Below are 18,745 nucleotides of genomic sequence, written 5' to 3'. Positions count from 1 at the left end.
AGAATAACTATTAGCTACAACCCACGTGCTTGTCTAAAGTGATTTAAATTCCCGCTGAATGGTCAACTCTATAATGGAATTGGTATAATTACTTGCTGTTATCGCTCCGATTGATTACCCTTGTTGCAATTGAGAATTATTATCAGTATTGTGCTGGCTATTAGATATAGTAAAAGGGGTAAAGGTCATGAGAGTAATCACCAGTCTAATGATGGTTGGACTTCTGTGTAGTGCAAGTGTGGTGAGTGCCGCTGAACGGTTAACGGTTTACTCTTATCGTCAGGCTTTTCTTATTGACCCTATTCTCGCTGATTTTACTAAGCAAACCGGCGTGGAAGTCGACGTCGTTTTTTCAAAAAAAGGTATTGCTGAACGTATGATGCGTGAAGGTCGGTTATCAAAGGCCGATATTGTACTGACATCAGATTTTTATCGTTTAATGGAATTGGCTGAAAAGGATCTGGTGATCCCAGCGAAAAGTGATGTCCTTAAGCAAAATATACCGCAAAAATACCGCTCTCCAGATGACATGTGGTATGCACTCACAATGCGTGTCCGTAATGTTTACAGCTCAAAAGATCGATTAGGCAAGCTGGATATCAACTATGAAGATCTGGCAGATCCTAAATATGCTGGCAAAATATGTACTCGCAGTGGTAAGCATCCTTACAATGTGTCGTTAGTGGCCTCAATGATCGCGCACCACGGTGAAGCGGAAACAAAAACATGGCTAGAAGGTCTAAAGTCGAATCTTGCACGTAAGCCGCAAGGTAATGATAGAGCTCAAGTAAAAGCGGTTAGTGAAGGTTTATGTGACATTGCGATTGGTAATAGTTATTACCTAGGTAAAATGTTGCAAGATCCAAAGCAAAAGCCTTGGGCTGATGCTGTGGAGATTAACTTCCCTAATCAAGATAACCGCGGCTCGCATATCAACGTATCGGGTATGGCGCTAGCGAAGTACTCTAAAAATACTGACACAGCGATTCAGTTGATGGAGTTTTTATCTAGTGATGCAGCACAACAATCATACGCTGACGTCAATATGGAGTATCCGGTTAAGGCTGATGTCAAACCGTCAAAACTTGTAGCTTCTTGGGGACAATTCAAAGCGGATGATCTCCCTATCTATAAGTTAGCGCAATACCATGGTGCAGCGATTAAGCTTTTAGATGAAGTGAAGTTTGATCTCTAAGCTTAGTATTTAAGGTTGGTCTAACACTATTGTTATATAGTGTTACAGATTGAATCTTCTGTGGTTGTACCGTCAGAGCCTATCTTTATGATAGGTTTTGTTTTTTTAGGTGCTTTTATTTTCATGACTTTTGGGTATTTTACATCATGATATTAGGCTTAGCTAAACGCTGGTCTGTTGCTAGTTACACCTTAGCACTGCTCATCGTCATGCCGCTTGTTGCGCTAATATTGCAGTCGCTTTTACCTGATGAAGCGGTATTCGGTCATCTAATGGCAACCGTTTTACCGACTTATATAAGTAACACTTTATTGCTTATTTTTTGGGTGGTGATTGGCGCTCTCATCTTTGCAATCCCTGCGGCTTGGTTGGTGGCTAAGTGTCGCTTCCCTGGTCGAAATATATTCCAATGGGCATTGTTATTACCGCTAGCAATGCCAGCTTATGTTGTTGCCTATGTTTACACTGATCTTTTTGACTATGCAGGCCCTGTACAGCGAACTCTTCGAAGTATATTTGGTTGGCAAACTCCCCATGATTATTATTTCCCTGAGGTACGCTCGCTAGGTGGTGCCGCTATCATGCTAGCGCTGGTGCTTTTTCCCTATATCTACTTATTGGCACGCACGGCATTTATGGAGCAGTCATCGAGCTTAGGGCATGCTGCACGCGTTATGGGTTGTAGCCCATGGAAAAGTTTTTGGAGGCTTAGCTTACCAATGGCAAGGCCTGCCTTAGCGGTTGGCGCAACACTCGTTGCCATGGAAACAGCAGCAGATTTTGCTACCGTGAGCTATTTTGCTGTACCTACGCTCACCACTGCGGTTTATGACACTTGGTTTGAATATGGTAGTTTAACGGCTGCCGCTAAGCTTTCTACAATCATGTTGCTTGTGGTATTTGCTATGGTTGGTTTTGAGCGTTTTGCACGACGAAAACAGCAACTTTTCCAGAAGCAGTCAGCCCCAGGTGAGCTTGATTACTATAGCCTTAGAGGGGCTAAGGCTTACGCTGCAACAGGCTATTGTTTAACTTTATTGTTTCTAGCATTTTTTCTGCCTTTTATTATTTTAGTACAATATGCTTGGGGCTATTTTGCTGAGAGTTGGAATGCCAAGTTTTTTGAATACAGTTTCAATAGTTTGTGGATCTCATTAGTCGTTAGCCTTATCTGTGTCGGTATCGGTATCGTGCTAATGTTCGTTAGGCGAGTCAGCCCTCGTAAAGCGGATATGCTGCCTTCTCGGCTGGCTTCTACTGGCTATGCGCTTCCCGGAACCGTTTTAGCGATTGGTATTTTAGTGCCATTTACCCAGCTCGATTTTGCGATTAATGATTTAGCTGATTATTTGGGTTTGCCTGGACCTGGACTGATTTTGACTGGTAGTTCATTTATTCTTATATGTGCGTTTTGCATTCGTTTTGCGGCAATAGCTATTGGCAGTATAGAAAACAGTTACAAGCGTATTTCTCCCTCTTTAGATATGGCGAGTGTGACTTTAGGTTTAACACCCAAGTCACTGCTTGCTAGAGTTCATATTCCATTACTTAGGAAAGGTATTTTTGCTGGGTTATTGTTGGTCTTTATCGAGTGTATGAAAGAGCTGCCTGCAGCCTTGCTACTTAGGCCAATCGGTTTTGAAAATTTGGCGACTTATGTCTTTCAATTTGTTTCAGATGAACAGCTCGAACACGGTGCATTAGCTGCAATAGTCATCGTGTTAGTCGGCCTCGTTCCTCTGATCTATCTCAATCGTTCGCTGGAGCAAGAAAAGTAATTATGGCTACGTTACAAGTTAGCAATATTCATAGTAGTTACCAAAAGACCGTTGTGCTTGAAGGCTTGGACTTAACGGTGGAGAAAGGCGAGATTGTCGCTCTGCTAGGGCCCAGTGGTTGTGGTAAAACCACATTGTTGCGCGTTATTGCCGGTTTACAAAATGTTTCTGCCGGAGAGATAAAAATCAATGGCAAAACGGTGGTTTCTGAAAAAGAGTTTGTTGCTAGTGAGAAGCGTGGCATTGGCATGATTTTCCAAGATTATGCTCTATTTCCACATTTGACCGTGGCTGAAAATATACTCTTTGGCGTAAAGCAAGTCGATAAGGCTAACAAAGCTGTACGGCTTGAGAAAATGTTGGCTCTCGTCAAGCTGGATGGGCTCGGGGAGCGCTATCCGCATGAGCTATCTGGTGGGCAGCAACAAAGGGTATCGATCGCGAGAGCATTGGCCTACGAGCCAGAAGTACTTTTGCTAGACGAACCATTTTCTAACATCGACGCTAAAGTTCGTCGAGAGATGATGCTTGAGATCCGTAATATCCTGAAGAGTCATAATATTAGTGCCGTTTTTGTCACCCACAGTAAGGATGAGGCATTTGTTTTCGCAGACCAGCTTGCGTTATTTAACCACGGCAAGATTGTTCAACGTGGTGATGCTGAGCAGTTGTATTTACGGCCTCAAGATAAGTATGTCGCTGACTTTCTAGGCGCGAGCAATTATCTTGAAGCGACAGTGGTAGCAGACAAAAGAGTGTCTACAGTTATTGGTGATATTGAAAGCGAGCATCAGCTAAAAGTGACAGTCGGTAGTGATGCCGAATTATTACTAAGACCTCAGCAGTTGCAGATCGCTAGAAGCGAGTCGGGTAAAGGTGAAGTTATCGAACGGCGCTTTCTAGGCAGTGTTTGTCAATATTTGGTTAATATTGAAAGCAAGATACTTGATATCCATAGTGAATGTTTGGATATCAAAATCGGTGAAAAAGTGGCAATTACTGCAGCGCCACACAGTTTAATATTGTTGTAATGGGTGTAACTAAATCAATAACCGACTTTTCATATCAATATAAGTAAGTACTAAATATTTAATTATTTGCTTTTATTAGCATTTATTGACTACTTTAGTAAGCATGAGTCTAGTCCATTTTATTTGTACTTACTCAGTGTGCTCTGCGCCTACTGCTAGTTAATACTCTTGGCTAACGAATGTGAAACTGGTACGTAGCGTGTTAAGTTGATTAAATATAAGTCTTTATTTTGGTTAATGTGCGTCACTTATAATTATTAATATCTAAAGTTGTAGATAATATTGCCGAAGATTAATACAGAATAAGGGTTACAAATAAAAATGGATAGTCAGGTTATGCCTCGTGAACAGCTGGGAGTTTGTGCTGAAGGAAATTTGCACAGTGTCTATTTAATGTTTAATGCGAATGAAGGTATTGATTCGCAAATGCGTCCATGTGTCGCTAATGTGGCCCAATATATTCATGAGCTGGCGGATCAGTTTTCGGATAGTGCCTTTAACGGCTTTGTCGCAATTGGTGCCAACTACTGGGATACCCTTTATCCTGCAGCTAGGCCTTGCCAGTTAAAACCATTTCCAGCGATGAACCAAGAGAACAGAGATGCACCAGCGATAGAGTATGATCTGTTTGTGCATGTGCGTTGTGACCGTTTTGATATTCTGCACCTTGTTGCCAACGAAATATGCCAAATGTTTGAAGGGCTGGTTGAGCTTGTCGATGAAGAACGTGGTTTCCGTTTCATGGATAGCCGTGATTTGACTGGGTTTGTTGATGGCACTGAGAACCCTAAAGGACGCAGTCGGCAAGAGGTCGCATTAATTGGTGATGAAGATACTGAATTTAAAAACGGTAGTTATATCCATGTGCAAAAATTTGCTCACAATCTGAGTAAATGGAATCGACTCCCTGAAAAGAAGCAAGAAGATATTATTGGCCGTACTAAAGCTGAAAATATTGAATATGCCTCTGCGGACAAGCCGTTAACTAGCCATATTAAACGGGTTAATTTAAAGGATGATGCGGGTAACTCAATGGAAATATTACGCCAGAGTATGCCTTACGGTACGGTAAAAGAGCAGGGGTTAATGTTTATCTCTACTTGCGGTAATTCAGTTAACTTTGAAAAAATGCTGGAAAGTATGATTTATGGTGATAAAGAGGGAAATCATGATCATCTTATGCATTTTACTCAAGCTTTGACGGGGTCATCGTTTTTTGCGCCCTCGTTAGATTTTTTAGAAAAATCAGCTTAGTAACTCAATAACACTTACAAAAAAACGCACATTCAGTGCGTTTTTTGTAGCCATGAATTTACGTCATTAATCTTCATCTTTATCAAAGTAGCTACTAGGGCGACGGCTGTATACTTCGTTCATGCTGCGAACCAATACTTTATTAGTTTCTGGATAAACGACCACATCGTGAGCATCGCGGTTTCCCACAACAAGAAAGGTAAAGTCAGCGTTGCTTTGGTTGATAAACTGATGGGCTACGCCTGAATTAGCGGTAAAACAGATATAATTCCCCTCACTAAATTGGTGAGGCTCTCCATTGAGATAAAGGGTAGCCTCTCCTTGAATCGCGTAAATATGCTCTTCTTCTTTGGTGTGATAATGAGATAACGCAGAAGTCATACCAGGCGCTAATTTCTCCATGGTCACGCCAACTCTTTCAGCCCCAGCGGTATCACCAACATGTTTTTGTTTGCTGCCAAAATCGTCACCGTGAGACCAATATTCCCAGCCCACATCAGAAACACTAATTATTTTATTTTTCATTGTTATTATCCTCAACATAGGAATGCTGTCCTAGTTGGCAGTATAACGATATTGCGACAATAAAAAATTACATATTCAATATATTGTATAAACTAATGCTCTTTACTCGAGTAATAAAGGTAAGTAGGACGGATTTTCCGTCCTTTATATGGGGAAGTGAAAAAGCTAATCTGTGTAGTTAAACAAAGACTTAACTGTTTCTAAAGTATCTTCAATTTGCTGAATATTTGATGGACTGATAAAAATTGTATCATCGCCAGCGATAGTGCCAAGAATACCTTCTGGCTTACCTATTGAGTCGAGCAATCTTGCAATGAGCTGCGCTGCACCTGGGCTGGTACGCACTACAATCATCGACTGATTATGATCGACATCCAATACTAAGTTTTTAAGTGGGCTACCAGCAGTTGGAACACCAAGCTCTGCAGGCAAACAGTAAACCATCTGCTGTTTGGCATTTCTGGTTCTCACTGCGCCAAACTTACTCAGCATGCGGGATACTTTAGATTGATTGATATTACTAAAGCCTTCGCCTTGAAGGGCTACCACTATTTCGCTTTGGGAGCCGAAACGCTCCTCTTTAAGAATTGACTTAAATGTTTTAACTAATTCGTCTTGATTTTTGCTTGCTTGCATATTTTATTATTCTTTATTCAAAAAAATCCCTTGTATGATGATTATATTCGCCTTTCATGTCAAATGTTATTCGTTTTTCTGAATAATAATTCAAAATTAAAGCTTGGTTTTAGTTGTAAATCACTTTGTAGAGTATAAATTCTAATTATTTTGGCTTTAACATTTATAGGGTGTAACTTACCCAAAGCTAGGCGGGCTGGGCGCTGAATATGATTGCTCACTGAAAAGTGAGTCTAAAGTAGATTGAACACGACTAAGGGATAATTGAATTTTTGTTGTGAATCCAGTACTGTTGCGCCATTAGAAAAACAGATCTACATCACAAAAATCCAAGAATTGACGGAGATAACTATGAAAGTTGCTGTACTTGGTGCTGCTGGCGGTATTGGCCAAGCGCTTGCCCTACTATTAAAAACTCAATTACCTGCTGGTTCTAAATTGTCGCTTTATGATATTGCTCCTGTAACACCAGGTGTTGCGGTTGACCTAAGCCACATACCAACGGACGTTGAAGTAAAAGGATTTGCTGGTGAAGATCCTACAGCTGCACTTGAAGGTGCAGATGTAGTGCTAATTTCTGCTGGTGTTGCACGTAAGCCTGGTATGGATCGCTCAGATCTGTTCAACATCAACGCTGGTATCGTACGTAACCTCGTTGAAAAGTGCGCAGCGACTAGCCCTAAAGCGCTTATCGGTATTATTACTAACCCTGTCAACACGACGGTAGCGATTGCAGCTGAAGTACTCAAAAAAGCAGGCGTGTACGATAAGAATCGTTTATTTGGTGTGACAACTCTTGATGTTATCCGCTCTGAAACCTTCGTTGCAGCCGCTAAAGGCCTGAACGTTGCTGACGTGAAAGTTAACGTTATCGGTGGCCATAGTGGTGTAACAATTCTTCCGCTTCTTTCTCAAATCGAAGGCGTGAGCTTTACTGATGAAGAAGTTGCAGCACTAACAACACGTATCCAAAATGCAGGTACTGAAGTTGTAGAAGCTAAAGCCGGTGGCGGCAGCGCGACACTTTCTATGGGTCAAGCGGCATGTCGTTTTGGTTTGTCTCTAGTGCGTGGCCTACAAGGTGAAGCAAACGTTGTTGAGTGTGCCTATGTCGATGGTGGCAGCGAGCATGCAGAGTTCTTTGCACAGCCAGTCGTTCTAGGTAAGAATGGTGTTGAGCAAGTACTTGCATACGGCGATGTTAGCGCATTTGAAGCTAATGCTCGTGATGCAATGTTAGACACATTAAAAGCTGATATCGATTTAGGTATTGAGTTCGTTAAGTAATTCTAATTTTTAGCAGTGAGTTGCTTAAACGAAAAACGGAGCCAATTGGCTCCGTTTTTGTTTTACTAAGCTACCATACTAATGATTACGTTGTACCGCAATTTTAGCCAGCGATACTAATGCTGTTTTATATTCTGACTCAGGCAGTATGTTCAATGCTGCGATAGCCTTATTTGACTCTTCAATAGCACGTTGCTCAGTATACTCAAGTGCGCCACAGCTTTTTAGTGCACTCAAAATGACTTCAATGTGCTCGGTGCCATCGCCTTTCTCGATCGCTTCTCTAATCAAGGCTTTTTCGGTGTCGCTGCCATTAGCCATGGCGAAAATGAGCGGTAGGGTAGGTTTACCTTCTGCTAAGTCATCACCAATATTTTTACCAAGCTCTTCTGTTTCGGCAGTGTAATCAAGAAGGTCATCGGTCAGCTGGAAAGCGGTACCCAAGAATTTGCCGTATTCAGCTAGTGCAGTTTGCACCTCTTGTGAGCTTTCTGCTAATAAGCCTGCTAAACGTGTAGCAGCTTCAAAAAGTTTTGCTGTCTTACAATAGATGACACGCATATAGCTGTCTTCTGTTGTGTCAGGGTCGTTACAATTCATTAATTGTAGGACCTCTCCCTCTGCAAGCACATTAGTTGCATCTGCAAGGATTTCGAGAACCTCAAGACTTTTCAGCTCCGTCATCATTTGAAATGAGCGGGTGTAAAGGAAGTCACCAACTAGCACACTGGCACTATTACCAAAAAGGGCGTTGGCGGTTTCTCTACCGCGGCGTAGCATTGATTCATCAACTACGTCATCGTGTAACAATGAAGCAGTATGAATAAACTCAATAATAGCGGCCAATTTTAGGTGAGACTCGCCGTTATAGTCGATAGCTCGTGCGGCCAAAATTGACAATAAAGGTCTTAAGCGCTTACCGCCACCGTTAATAATGTAAAAGCCTAACTGGTTAATTAGGGCTACATCAGACTCTAGTTGTTTATAGATCAGTTGATTGACAGCTTGCATATCGCTATCAGCCAATTGACGAATGGCGTTCAAATCCATAAATAGGCTCTATTTGTTGGCTACAATGACAATTCGCAGCTCATTTTAGACATAAATGTTATAATAGAAGGATTCTACCTAAATTTGCGCTGCAAGACAGTAGTTGTCGGTAATTGTGAGAGTTATTTGGGTCTTTTTTTATTCTTATTCAATTAGCACTTGTCAGATGCGGGTTCTTAGCGTAAACTCCGCGACCATTGTCATTAAAGCTTTTATAGCACCCCTGCATCAATCTATTATGTTTGAGCGGCGTGTTAGAAATATCGGAGTAAAATAGCTATGTACGCTGTTTTTCAAAGTGGCGGCAAGCAACATCGCGTTGAAGCCGGTCATACAGTTCGTTTAGAAAAATTAGAAGTCGCTACAGGCGAAACTATCGAGTTTGATCAAGTTCTTTTGGTTGCTGATGGTGAAACTGTACACGTAGGTGCACCTTTAGTTGAAGGTGGTAAGGTTGTTGCTGAAGTAGTTAGCCACGGCCGTGCGGAGAAGGTAACTATTGTTAAGTTCCGTCGTCGTAAGCACCACGATAAGAAGATGGGCCATCGTCAATGGTTCACCGAAGTTAAAATTACAGCTATTAGCGCTTAATTAGGAGTCTAACTCATGGCACATAAAAAAGCTGGCGGTTCTACTCGTAACGGCCGCGATTCAGAAAGTAAACGTCTTGGTGTAAAGCGCTTTGGCGGTGAATCAGTTCTAGCTGGTAACATCATCGTTCGTCAACGTGGTACTAAATTCCACGCTGGTGTTAATGTTGGTATCGGTCGTGACCACACTTTATTCGCACTTACCGATGGTAAAGTGAAGTTTGAAGTTAAAGGTCCACAGAACCGCAAGTTCATCAGCATCGAAGATTAATCTTTAGCTTCAGCTAAGATTGATACTAAGCCCCGCCATTGGTGGGGCTTTGTTTTTTTTAATATTAAGTAAATTGTGTTTTGGCGACTAGAATCGTTAAGAGTATAATTCTTTCATTCTGTGGTGCCAGGAGTTGGTATGAAGTTTGTCGATGAAGCGACTATCCGTGTAGAAGCGGGTAATGGTGGCAGTGGTTGCGTCAGTTTTAGACGTGAAAAATATGTTCCTGATGGTGGTCCTGATGGCGGTGACGGTGGCGACGGCGGCAGTGTTTATCTGCAGGCTGACGAAAACCTTAACACGTTAATTACCTATCAGTTTGAACGCTTCCATAATGCCGAGCGCGGTAAGAACGGTCGTGGTCGTGACTGTACCGGTCATGGCGGTGAAGATCTTGTGCTTAAAGTACCTGTTGGTACTAGAGCCGTTGATGCTGAGACAGAAGAAACTCTTGGTGATTTAACCACTCATGGGCAGAAGATGCTTGTGGCTAAAGGCGGTTTCCATGGTTTAGGTAATACTCGTTTTAAGAGTAGTACTAACCGTGCGCCAAGACAGAAAACATTGGGTACCGATGGCGAAGTGCGTAGCTTGAGACTTGAGCTTATGCTGCTTGCTGATGTTGGTCTACTCGGTATGCCTAATGCGGGTAAATCAACCTTTATTCGTTCGGTTTCAAAAGCTAAGCCTAAAGTGGCTGATTATCCTTTTACTACTTTGGTTCCTAATCTTGGTGTCGTAAACCCAAGACCTGGCCAGAGTTTTGTCATTGCCGATATTCCAGGTCTTATCGAAGGTGCTGCTGATGGCGCAGGTCTGGGTGTTCAGTTTTTGAAACACTTAGAACGCTGTCGTGTGTTGCTGCATATTTTAGATATTGAGCCTATTGATGGTAGCAATCCAGTCGATTCGGCGCGTGCGATTGTTGGTGAGTTAGAGAAGCATTCACCAAAGCTTGCAGGTAAGCCACGTTGGTTAGTTATCAACAAAGCTGATTTAATGCTGGAAGAAGAGCTACAGCAGAAAATCGATAAGGTTGTTGAAGAGCTAGAGTGGGACGGTGAAGTCTTTACTATTTCCGCTTATAACCGTGAAGGTACAGCTGAGCTGGCGCTTAAACTTTTAGACTTTATTGATACGCTACCTCCAGAAGAGGAAGTTGACGTTGAAGCTGAAGTAGAGTTTAAATGGGACAACTACCATCAAAATGCCAACGAATCAGTTAATGAAGATTATGATGATCTTGATGATGACGATTACGATGATGATGATTATGACGTTGAGGTTATCTATCAAAGATAGATAGTTTCTGTTAAGGACGTTGAGAATTGTACGCTGACACACAAAATGATATTACACGTCAAGTTGTTAGGGTTGCTCAACTTCTTTTAGCTTATGGCGCTGACTCTGAACTTGTTGAAGAGATTAGTCAGCGCCTAGGCTATGCGCTAGGCCTTGTTAGTGTTGAAATCTCCATCTCTTCAAATTCCCTCGTTTTAACTAGCCTAGTTCATGGGCGCTGCATAACTACGACACGACGTACTCGTGAGCACGGGATCAATATGACCATCGTATGTGAGCTTCAGCGCATCTGTCTGTTGACTGAGAAGGGGATCTACGGGCTGCATGAAGTACGCAAGCGCGTGGCTCGCATTGAGCCAAAAACTTATCCGGCGAAGTATGTAGTCCCTATGATAGGTTTATCTTGTGCAAGCTTTTGCCATCTGTTTGGTGGGGATATTGCTGCTTGCGTCATCACCTTCATGGCTTCAGCTATTGGCATGTTTGTAAGGCTGTCGATCGCTAAGAGACACTTCAATTTATTACTTAATTTTAGCGTGACGGCTTTTGTCACCACGATTATCGCTCAAACCGGCTTTCAATTTGACCTAACTGAAACTCCTAAATTACCAATGGCGGCTAGCGTATTAATGCTGGTGCCAGGATTCCCGATGATTAACGCCATTTCGGATATGGTAAAAGGCCACCTTAATGTTGGGATTTCCCGCTGGGGTCATGCGACCTTGCTAACACTTGCGTCTGTTATTGGTATTACCATGGCAATGCAGATTGGTGGCTTATTTTTATGATATCTCTTATTTTGGCAATGCTAAATGATGCGTTGTTCTCGGCTATCCCGGCAGTCGGCTTTGCAATGGTATTTAATGTCCCACGTCGTTTCTTACCTTTTTGCGCACTGGCGGGCGCATTGGGGCATGGTAGCCGTACTTTATGGCTTAGTGCTGGTCTACCTATAGAGTGGGCCACTTTTTTAGCAGCAGCACTTGTTGGGATCGTTACTATTGGTTTTGCTAAGAGACACTTAGCTCCCCCCTTAATGTATGCCGTGGCTGCAATCATTCCAATGATCCCTGGCACTTACGCATTTAATACTGTTATTGCACTTGTCCAGTTGACGGCGCAAACTCACGTGAGCCCAGAGCTGACGTCAGAAGTCATCAGTAACGGGCTTAAAACCGTATTTATTCTCGGCGCATTATCTGTAGGACTTGCTATGCCTGGCCTACTTTATTTTCGTACGCGTCCTGTCATCTAACAACAATAAAAGGGAACTGTTTTGAAAATTGCTATGATTGCCGCGATGGCGAACAACCGTGTTATTGGTAAAGACAACAAAATGCCTTGGCATTTGCCTGAAGACCTACGTCATTTTAAGGCGTTAACCCTAGGTAAACCCGTGGTAATGGGTCGGAAAACCTATGAGTCTATTGGTCGCCCGTTGCCTGGTAGGCATAATATTGTCATTAGTCGCCAAACGGATTTACTGATTGATGGGGTAACAACCGTAACGAGTTTCGCCGAGGCAAAGCAAGCTGCGGGAGATTGTGAAGAGTTGATTGTGATGGGCGGGGGACAGCTTTATGCAGAACTTCTCGAAAAATCGGATATTTTATATTTAACTGAAATCTCGCTAGATGTTGAAGGAGATACCTATTTTCCTAACTGGAATGATGGTTCTTGGTTGGAAGTATCGAGAGATGTAGCTAAAAATGATAAACAAATGCAATATAGCTTTATCAAATTAGTTAAAAAGTGTTAAATTAACGGGGTTGTTTAGTACCCTGTAACGATGATAAAGAAAGTGCATTATTAACCAATAGTGCTTTCTTAATACAATAAATAAAAACTAAAAGAGTAAGGAGTGTCTGATGCGCTTGCTATCCATGAGCATCGCTACACTATTTGTGGCATCTTCAATATCGATTTCAACTCCAGCGTTAGCTAACCAAGATCAACTCGCAGCAAATATTTGTAACTACGTTGTTAGCGATGATAAAAACCGTCTTCGTAAAAAACTAAAAGAAAGCCGAGTTAAGCTGCGAAATATTTATGACGGTGTATCATGTAATGGTGATAGCTTATTAAGAGTCGCTATGAAAAGCGGTTCTAATGCAGTAGGAACATTCGTCGCTAAAAGATTACCGGTGTCGGATCTCGGTAAAGCTGAAGCTGATGGGCAAACAATTATTGCATGGGCTGAAAGTAACGGACATGCAGGCAGTGAGATTACCTCTGCAATTAAGAGCCGCATAGCCGGCGGTTAATTTTTATCTGTTAATCGTGATAAATAAAATACTGGGTAAAACCCAGTATTTTATTTGCCTGAAATTTAATAGGTAAGACTTAATTATTATTGCTGATACTGATTGCTATTAAATATACGGTTGTAGAACTTTGTTCTGTCGCTATTGGCCCTTGTCGAATTATATATTGTTTTGTATTAAGTAAATTTCTTAATCACTTAATTAGCAGTCAATAAAAAGGGAGCGATATGCTCCCTTTAATTAATGAACTATTTCTACAGCGTGAAGAGTTTAGACTTTAAACTCTTTTACAGACGCTTGTAGCTCCTCTGCAAGCTGTGCTACTTGATGGCTCGATTGGGCTGTTTGATCTGCGCCAGTAGATGTCTCTTCCGAAATCGCAGCGATATGTTCTAGCTTCTCTGAAACTTGTTGGCTAACTAAGTTCTGCTCTTGGGCTGCATTCGCAATGTGAGTACCCGAGTCATGAGCTAGGTGCACTGCATTACTAATACTTTCTAGCGCATTGTTAGCTTGCTCTGTTTTATCAACGCATGAGCTTGCCTGTGAACGCCCAAGCTCCATAACGGCAACAGCTTCTTGAGTACCTTGTTGAAGTACTTCGATCATCTGCTGGATCTCTTGGGTTGAATCTTGAGTTCTAGAGGCTAGGCTACGTACTTCGTCAGCAACAACCGCAAAACCTCTACCTTGCTCTCCAGCTCGTGCAGCTTCGATAGCAGCATTGAGTGCTAGCAGGTTAGTTTGTTCTGCAATTGCTCTAATAACATCTAATATCGAGCCAATTGATGCACTATCAGCATGAACTTTATTGATCACCACTCCAGCTTTTGAAACCTCATCAGCTAGGGCAAGAATAGTGCGTTTGTTCTCATCTGCAATGAGGCGCATATGTCGACTTTCGTCATCCGCTGCTTTTATCTGGCTGAGGGCTTCATCTGCACTAGCGGTAACTTGTTGCGCACTTGAGCTCAGCTCGGTGGTTGCTGTAGCGACTTGATCAACCTGGCTCTTTTGCTCTTGGATACTTACTGTCGTTTGCGCGGTAATTGCAGATGTTTCTTCTGCGGCAGCGGCGAGTTGATCTGAGCGGTCTAGGATCCCTTGAATTAGAGAGCGTAAACTGTCGACCAGTTTATTACAGTTAGCTGAAAGCTTTGCAAATTCATCATGACCGCTATCATCAAGCTTATGGGTGAGATCGCCAGATGCCAAAACATTAAGTGCATGATTTACCTTCTCTAAAGAACGAGTTAAAGGACGTACTACGGCAATACTAACGACAATGGCTACTATTATCGCGATAAGAACCAACAACAATGTTTGTATGCTGGCTTTGTCGATATCTTTTATCGCTCGTTCACTGACCTCTTTTGAAATCGATTCGATAGTTGAAGTCACAATAGCCATCTGCTTATTCACATCGCTTGCTTCTTTCTCGACGGAGCCTAGTAGTTGCGATGCTTTGCTATTGAGTTCAATCTCGCTTGCTTTCATCGAAATAAGGGAGTTGTTACCTTTAACGAGGTTAAACACTTTAGACGCTTCGGTATTGATTTCATCAATCAGCTCTTGCTCTACAACACCTTCCCAATGATTGGTTACATACTCGAGTCTGCTCTTGGTGTCGCTGACAATATAATCAAGTTCTTTTGAGATGGTATTAAATTTAGATTTATCGGTTGTACCAATTAAATCAAAGCTAGTGCTGACGATGCTGCTTAGGCTTGAATCAAGAGTACTGGCTGTAGCTGCAATTTCTTGTTTAATGACATCTTCGCTAAGCTCAAAATCGATAAGATCTAACAGTAGCGATGCACTGTCATCAACTGCAACTTCAACATCATCATATCTGTTTCTTATTCTTGCTTGAGTCAACAGGGCACTCTCGTGAGTGCTAATCATGTTTTCGCTTTGGTTTTTAAAGCTGTTGTAGCTATTTCTTAGCTTGTTAATGACTTGGCTAAAATCGCTTCTGTTACTGACTAACGCGGTAAGTTGGTTGAGTTCTTGTGAAAATGTGTTGCTCGCTGCTGTAAATTGAGATTTTATCGCTGGCACAGCATTGCTGTCTGGACTGTGGTAAGCCACTAATACTTGTTTCTCTTGCTTAGAGAGAGTGTGAGACAGGCGATTGCTAGACTCTAGAGCTGGTAAACTAAGATCTTGTAGTAGGGTGGTGCTAGTTTTGAGCTTACTATTGGTAAACCACGATGCGGCGCCTAAAACGATAAGTAGAAAGGTGACAAATGCGAAGCCTCCAATCACTCTAGTTGCTACATTTAATTTCATAGAAGCTCCATTTATTATTATATTATTCCAGATGAAAACACTATATTGGAAGGCACGCTGTAAATTATATCGACCAATTTCGCAGATAGTTTAACTCTTTTTTAACCTATTTTGAGTTATTTTTTGATCTGACTCCGCATGCCATAAAGTCAGGTGCTCTCCCCAGCAACAACCAGTGTCTAGCGCTTGGAGTTTAGGTGAACTGACCTGTCCCATGATTGCTGCCCAGTGACCAAAGACTAACGTATGGGATGGGCGTAGTTTTGCTTTATGGGCAAACCAAGGTGATAACTGCGGGTTATTACATTGTTCTATTGGAAGTTTACAGTCAAAATCTAAACGTCCATCTGCGTAGATGTACCGCATTCTAGTTAGCGCATTTATGGTGTAGATTTTTTTATCGAGATCCGATAATTCATCATTCCAGCAATCAATAGAGTTGGTGTACATTTTCGCGATTAAGTTGGTCAAATAGTCATCATGTTGCAGAGCGTCAGACACATGATTGGCCTGTTTTTTTAGGGTATGTAGATCCCAGTTTGGAGGAACGCCCGCATGAGTCATTATGATGTTTTGTTCGGTATACTCTTGGTAAAGTGGTTGCAACCGTAACCAATCAATTAGTTTTCCAATTTCCTCTGAATGTAAGAGTTCATCTAGTTGATCTTTAGGGTTCGCTCGTTTCAATTTCCCGTGAACAGCAAGTAAGTGCAGATCATGATTACCGAGTACTATTTTGGCTGAGCCAGATAATGCTTTAAGGTATTGCAGAGTTTGCAAAGAGCCTGAACCGCGAGCGACAAGGTCGCCAACTGTCCACAAACAATCAATTGATGGATTAAATGCCACTTTATCAAGAACTAGCTTTAGTTCGTCAAAGCATCCCTGAATATCACCTACAAAGTAATTTGCCATGTAAAGCGTTAACCCTTAATGAAGTAAACCTGGTACAGCAAGGCTAAATGCTGATATTGGTGCTTTAAACTCTTCGCCGTTACTCTTAATCATGCTGTAGTTGCCTTCCATTACTCCAAATGGCGTTTCTAGAACTGTTCCACTTGTGTATTGATAGGCGGTATTGGGTTTAATTGTTGGAGTTTCACCGACAACGCCGGCTCCTTGGACTTCACTTTTTTGTCCATTTGCATCTGTTATGCACCAGTAACGACTTTTTAAAGTGACATCTTGATCACCTAAGTTGATTATCGTGATGGTATAACTGAATAGATATTTCTCTTCATCTGGTGTCGATTGCGCTTCAATATATTCCGTCTTAACTTCAACTTTTATAGGGGACAAGCGTTGGTTCATCTGTAGCCTCAGTGATCAAAATCAAGAAAGTGTATCGATATACTAATGGGACTTTGAAGGAATAGATAGCAACGTTGGTGAGTGTAACTCAAAATAAAAGGGCAAATATATGCCCTTTATAAATACTTTAATGACTCGCGCTAATCGTTATTTAGCCTGCTTATCAATGAACAGGTTTGCCATAGCAACGTATTGCTGCACACTAATCTGCTCAGGTCGTAAGGTCGAGTCTATCTCAAGTTGTGCGAACTCATAGTCAGATAACATGTGCTTAAGGTTATTTCGCAATGTCTTACGGCGCATATTAAATGCTGTTGTTGTTAAATGCCTTAAGACTTCAACATCCTTACACGGGAATGGTTTTGTCTTATATGGAACTAAACGTACAACTGCCGAGTCTACTTTTGGCGGAGGAGTGAAGCAGCCTGGTGGTACTTCTAGCACTGGCATGACTTGGCAGTGATACTGTGCCATAACGGTCAAGCGACCATAAGCTTTTGTCCCAGGGCTCGCAGACAGTCTCAGTACGACCTCTTTTTGCAACATAAAGTGCATGTTTTCGATGTACTGAGCAAACTCGAAAAGGTGAAACATGAGTGGCGTAGAGATATTGTATGGTAGGTTACCAAACACTTTCATCTGCATATCTTCACGTACAAGCTGCTTGAAATCAAAATTCAAGGCATCACCTTGGTGGATCTCTAGCTTATCTTTTAGCGTTGGATGAGTTTTCAAGCGCTCAACCAAGTCTTTATCAAGTTCGACAACGGTTAGCTTATCGATGCCACTAGCCACTGGCTCAGTAAGTGCAGCAAGGCCCGGACCAATTTCGACCATTACATGCTCATTGTCAGGCGAAATAGCGCCAACAATTCGATTAATCACATTCTCGTCAGTCAAAAAGTTTTGACCGAAACGTTTTCTAGCCGTGTGGCCTAAATGTACTTTATTACTCATGGGTTAACTTTTCACTAATTCTTTGCGGCCAAATCAATGGCTCTATTCAATGCACAGACAAAACTACCAATATCAGCGGAGCCAGTGCCTGCAAGCTCTAGGGCCGTACCGTGGTCGACCGATGTTCTTATGTAGGGTAATCCTAGAGTAATATTGACTGAACTGCCAAAACCTCTAGCTTTTAGTACTGGAAGGCCTTGATCGTGGTACATAGCGAGTACCACATCTGCATCTTCTAAGTATTTAGCTTGGAACAGTGTGTCTGCGGGCAACGGACCGATAATATCCATATCTAGCGCTCTTAACTCTTCGAGTGCCGGGATAATCGTATCAATCTCTTCTCGGCCTAAATGACCATCTTCGCCAGCATGTGGGTTCAGGCCGCAGACATAAATCCTCGGTTTGGGAATGGCGAATTTCTCGACCAGATCCTTATGAAGAATTTTAACTATCTGATGTAAGCGATCGCGCGTAATGGCTTTTGATACATAAGCTAGCGGAATATGCGTTGTCACCAATGCAACCTGCAACCCTGGGGCCGCTAACATCATTACCACATCCTGACAGTTTGCTTGATTGGCAAAAAACTCGGTGTGGCCGCTAAATGGGATCCCTGCTTGGTTGATTATTCCTTTATGCACCGGACCTGTTACTACGGCATCAAATTCGCCGACCATGTTTTTCTCTCCAGCGAAACGCAGAGTATCAACAACATAGTGACTATTTTGTTCATCAAGTTTGCCGCATACCACTTCACTTTCTAAAGCAAAAGGTACAATTGTAAGCGTACCAGCTTCCTGCGCTTTAGGTGGTTGGTTCGGTTGGTAAGGGCGTAATTGAATAGCGAGACCGAGTTTCTTAGCTCGAGCTTGTAGCAATTGCGGATCAGCACAAACGACTAGCTCAGCAGGCCAAGCCTGCTGAGCTAGTTGAATCACTAAATCTGGTCCTATCCCCGCCGGTTCACCCGGCGTGATAGCGATTCGTTTAGTCGACAATATG

General features: G+C 42.2%; 20 protein-coding genes. 12 read left to right on the top strand and 8 right to left on the bottom strand.

Features of this window, described 5'->3' with window-relative positions; translation table 11 throughout:
- Nucleotides 1-187: 187 nt before the first annotated feature.
- From AB4135_RS16615 to AB4135_RS16600, 4 genes are all read left to right on the top strand, one after another.
- Nucleotides 188-1,195, top strand: a complete 1,008-nt coding sequence (locus AB4135_RS16615) for a Fe(3+) ABC transporter substrate-binding protein (protein ID WP_371994579.1) — start codon at nucleotides 188-190, stop codon at nucleotides 1,193-1,195.
- 146 nt (nucleotides 1,196-1,341) lie between these two features.
- Nucleotides 1,342-2,973, top strand: a complete 1,632-nt coding sequence (locus AB4135_RS16610) for an ABC transporter permease (RefSeq protein WP_371994578.1) — start codon at nucleotides 1,342-1,344, stop codon at nucleotides 2,971-2,973.
- Between the two features lie 2 nt (nucleotides 2,974-2,975).
- A complete protein-coding gene (locus AB4135_RS16605; protein ID WP_371994577.1) occupies nucleotides 2,976-4,004 on the top strand; it encodes an ABC transporter ATP-binding protein in 1,029 nt (342 codons plus the stop codon).
- 321 nt (nucleotides 4,005-4,325) lie between these two features.
- Complete coding sequence (locus AB4135_RS16600) at nucleotides 4,326-5,258, top strand: Dyp-type peroxidase (RefSeq protein WP_371994576.1); 933 nt, start codon at nucleotides 4,326-4,328, stop codon at nucleotides 5,256-5,258.
- A 66-nt stretch (nucleotides 5,259-5,324) separates the two neighbouring features.
- Here AB4135_RS16600 and AB4135_RS16595 read toward each other — a convergent pair whose 3' ends face one another.
- Both AB4135_RS16595 and argR read right to left on the bottom strand, forming a co-directional pair.
- Nucleotides 5,325-5,783 (bottom strand): cupin domain-containing protein, encoded by a 459-nt coding sequence (locus tag AB4135_RS16595; protein WP_371994575.1) that lies wholly within the window; start codon nucleotides 5,781-5,783, stop codon nucleotides 5,325-5,327.
- Between the two features lie 165 nt (nucleotides 5,784-5,948).
- Complete coding sequence (argR, locus tag AB4135_RS16590; protein ID WP_220736962.1) at nucleotides 5,949-6,419, bottom strand: transcriptional regulator ArgR; 471 nt, start codon at nucleotides 6,417-6,419, stop codon at nucleotides 5,949-5,951.
- Between the two features lie 351 nt (nucleotides 6,420-6,770).
- Here argR and mdh point away from each other — a divergent pair, with 351 nt between their 5' ends.
- A complete protein-coding gene (gene mdh / locus AB4135_RS16585) occupies nucleotides 6,771-7,706 on the top strand; it encodes a malate dehydrogenase (protein ID WP_020914103.1) in 936 nt (311 codons plus the stop codon).
- Nucleotides 7,707-7,784: 78 nt separating this feature from the next.
- Here the strand turns inward: mdh and ispB are convergent, their stop codons facing one another.
- Entirely contained in the window at nucleotides 7,785-8,756 is a 972-nt protein-coding gene (ispB, locus tag AB4135_RS16580) for an octaprenyl diphosphate synthase (protein WP_371994574.1), read from the bottom strand.
- A gap of 279 nt (nucleotides 8,757-9,035) precedes the next feature.
- Here ispB and rplU point away from each other — a divergent pair, with 279 nt between their 5' ends.
- The 7 genes from rplU (at nucleotide 9,036) to AB4135_RS16545 (ending at nucleotide 13,183) form a co-directional block, all read left to right on the top strand.
- Nucleotides 9,036-9,347 (top strand): 50S ribosomal protein L21, encoded by a 312-nt coding sequence (gene rplU, locus AB4135_RS16575; protein WP_020914101.1) that lies wholly within the window; start codon nucleotides 9,036-9,038, stop codon nucleotides 9,345-9,347.
- 15 nt (nucleotides 9,348-9,362) lie between these two features.
- Nucleotides 9,363-9,617, top strand: a complete 255-nt coding sequence (gene rpmA / locus AB4135_RS16570) for a 50S ribosomal protein L27 (protein ID WP_012154114.1) — start codon at nucleotides 9,363-9,365, stop codon at nucleotides 9,615-9,617.
- A gap of 138 nt (nucleotides 9,618-9,755) precedes the next feature.
- Nucleotides 9,756-10,919 (top strand): Obg family GTPase CgtA, encoded by a 1,164-nt coding sequence (cgtA, locus tag AB4135_RS16565; protein WP_371994573.1) that lies wholly within the window; start codon nucleotides 9,756-9,758, stop codon nucleotides 10,917-10,919.
- A gap of 26 nt (nucleotides 10,920-10,945) precedes the next feature.
- Entirely contained in the window at nucleotides 10,946-11,707 is a 762-nt protein-coding gene (locus AB4135_RS16560) for a threonine/serine exporter family protein (protein WP_371994572.1), read from the top strand.
- Complete coding sequence (locus AB4135_RS16555; RefSeq protein WP_371994571.1) at nucleotides 11,704-12,174, top strand: threonine/serine exporter family protein; 471 nt, start codon at nucleotides 11,704-11,706, stop codon at nucleotides 12,172-12,174. The genes AB4135_RS16560 and AB4135_RS16555 overlap by 4 nt, the downstream gene beginning before the upstream one ends.
- Nucleotides 12,175-12,195: 21 nt before the next feature.
- Nucleotides 12,196-12,678 (top strand): type 3 dihydrofolate reductase, encoded by a 483-nt coding sequence (gene folA / locus AB4135_RS16550; protein ID WP_371994570.1) that lies wholly within the window; start codon nucleotides 12,196-12,198, stop codon nucleotides 12,676-12,678.
- A 109-nt stretch (nucleotides 12,679-12,787) separates the two neighbouring features.
- Nucleotides 12,788-13,183 carry a DUF3718 domain-containing protein gene (locus AB4135_RS16545; protein ID WP_371994569.1) on the top strand — a complete coding sequence of 132 codons (396 nt, stop codon included), beginning with the start codon at nucleotides 12,788-12,790 and terminating at the stop codon, nucleotides 13,181-13,183.
- A 270-nt stretch (nucleotides 13,184-13,453) separates the two neighbouring features.
- On the opposite strand, the gene AB4135_RS16540 is transcribed toward AB4135_RS16545, so the two are convergent.
- From AB4135_RS16540 to pdxA, 5 genes are all read right to left on the bottom strand, one after another.
- Nucleotides 13,454-15,475 carry a methyl-accepting chemotaxis protein gene (locus AB4135_RS16540; RefSeq protein ID WP_371994568.1) on the bottom strand — a complete coding sequence of 674 codons (2,022 nt, stop codon included), beginning with the start codon at nucleotides 15,473-15,475 and terminating at the stop codon, nucleotides 13,454-13,456.
- 90 nt (nucleotides 15,476-15,565) lie between these two features.
- On the bottom strand, nucleotides 15,566-16,390 hold the full coding sequence (locus tag AB4135_RS16535) for a symmetrical bis(5'-nucleosyl)-tetraphosphatase (protein WP_371994567.1): 825 nt from the start codon (nucleotides 16,388-16,390) through the stop codon (nucleotides 15,566-15,568).
- A 15-nt stretch (nucleotides 16,391-16,405) separates the two neighbouring features.
- Nucleotides 16,406-16,786, bottom strand: a complete 381-nt coding sequence (apaG, locus tag AB4135_RS16530) for a Co2+/Mg2+ efflux protein ApaG (RefSeq protein ID WP_371994566.1) — start codon at nucleotides 16,784-16,786, stop codon at nucleotides 16,406-16,408.
- A gap of 147 nt (nucleotides 16,787-16,933) precedes the next feature.
- Nucleotides 16,934-17,743: a 16S rRNA (adenine(1518)-N(6)/adenine(1519)-N(6))-dimethyltransferase RsmA gene (gene rsmA / locus AB4135_RS16525; protein WP_371994565.1), complete on the bottom strand. Its 810-nt coding sequence runs from the start codon at nucleotides 17,741-17,743 to the stop codon at nucleotides 16,934-16,936.
- A gap of 14 nt (nucleotides 17,744-17,757) precedes the next feature.
- Entirely contained in the window at nucleotides 17,758-18,741 is a 984-nt protein-coding gene (gene pdxA / locus AB4135_RS16520; RefSeq protein ID WP_371994564.1) for a 4-hydroxythreonine-4-phosphate dehydrogenase PdxA, read from the bottom strand.
- Between the last annotated feature and the right edge of the window lie 4 nt (nucleotides 18,742-18,745).

Source organism: Shewanella sp. 10N.286.54.B9 (assembly GCF_041468565.1).
Lineage (GTDB): Bacteria > Pseudomonadota > Gammaproteobacteria > Enterobacterales > Shewanellaceae > Shewanella.
This window is presented reverse-complemented; position numbering and strand designations above follow the sequence as displayed.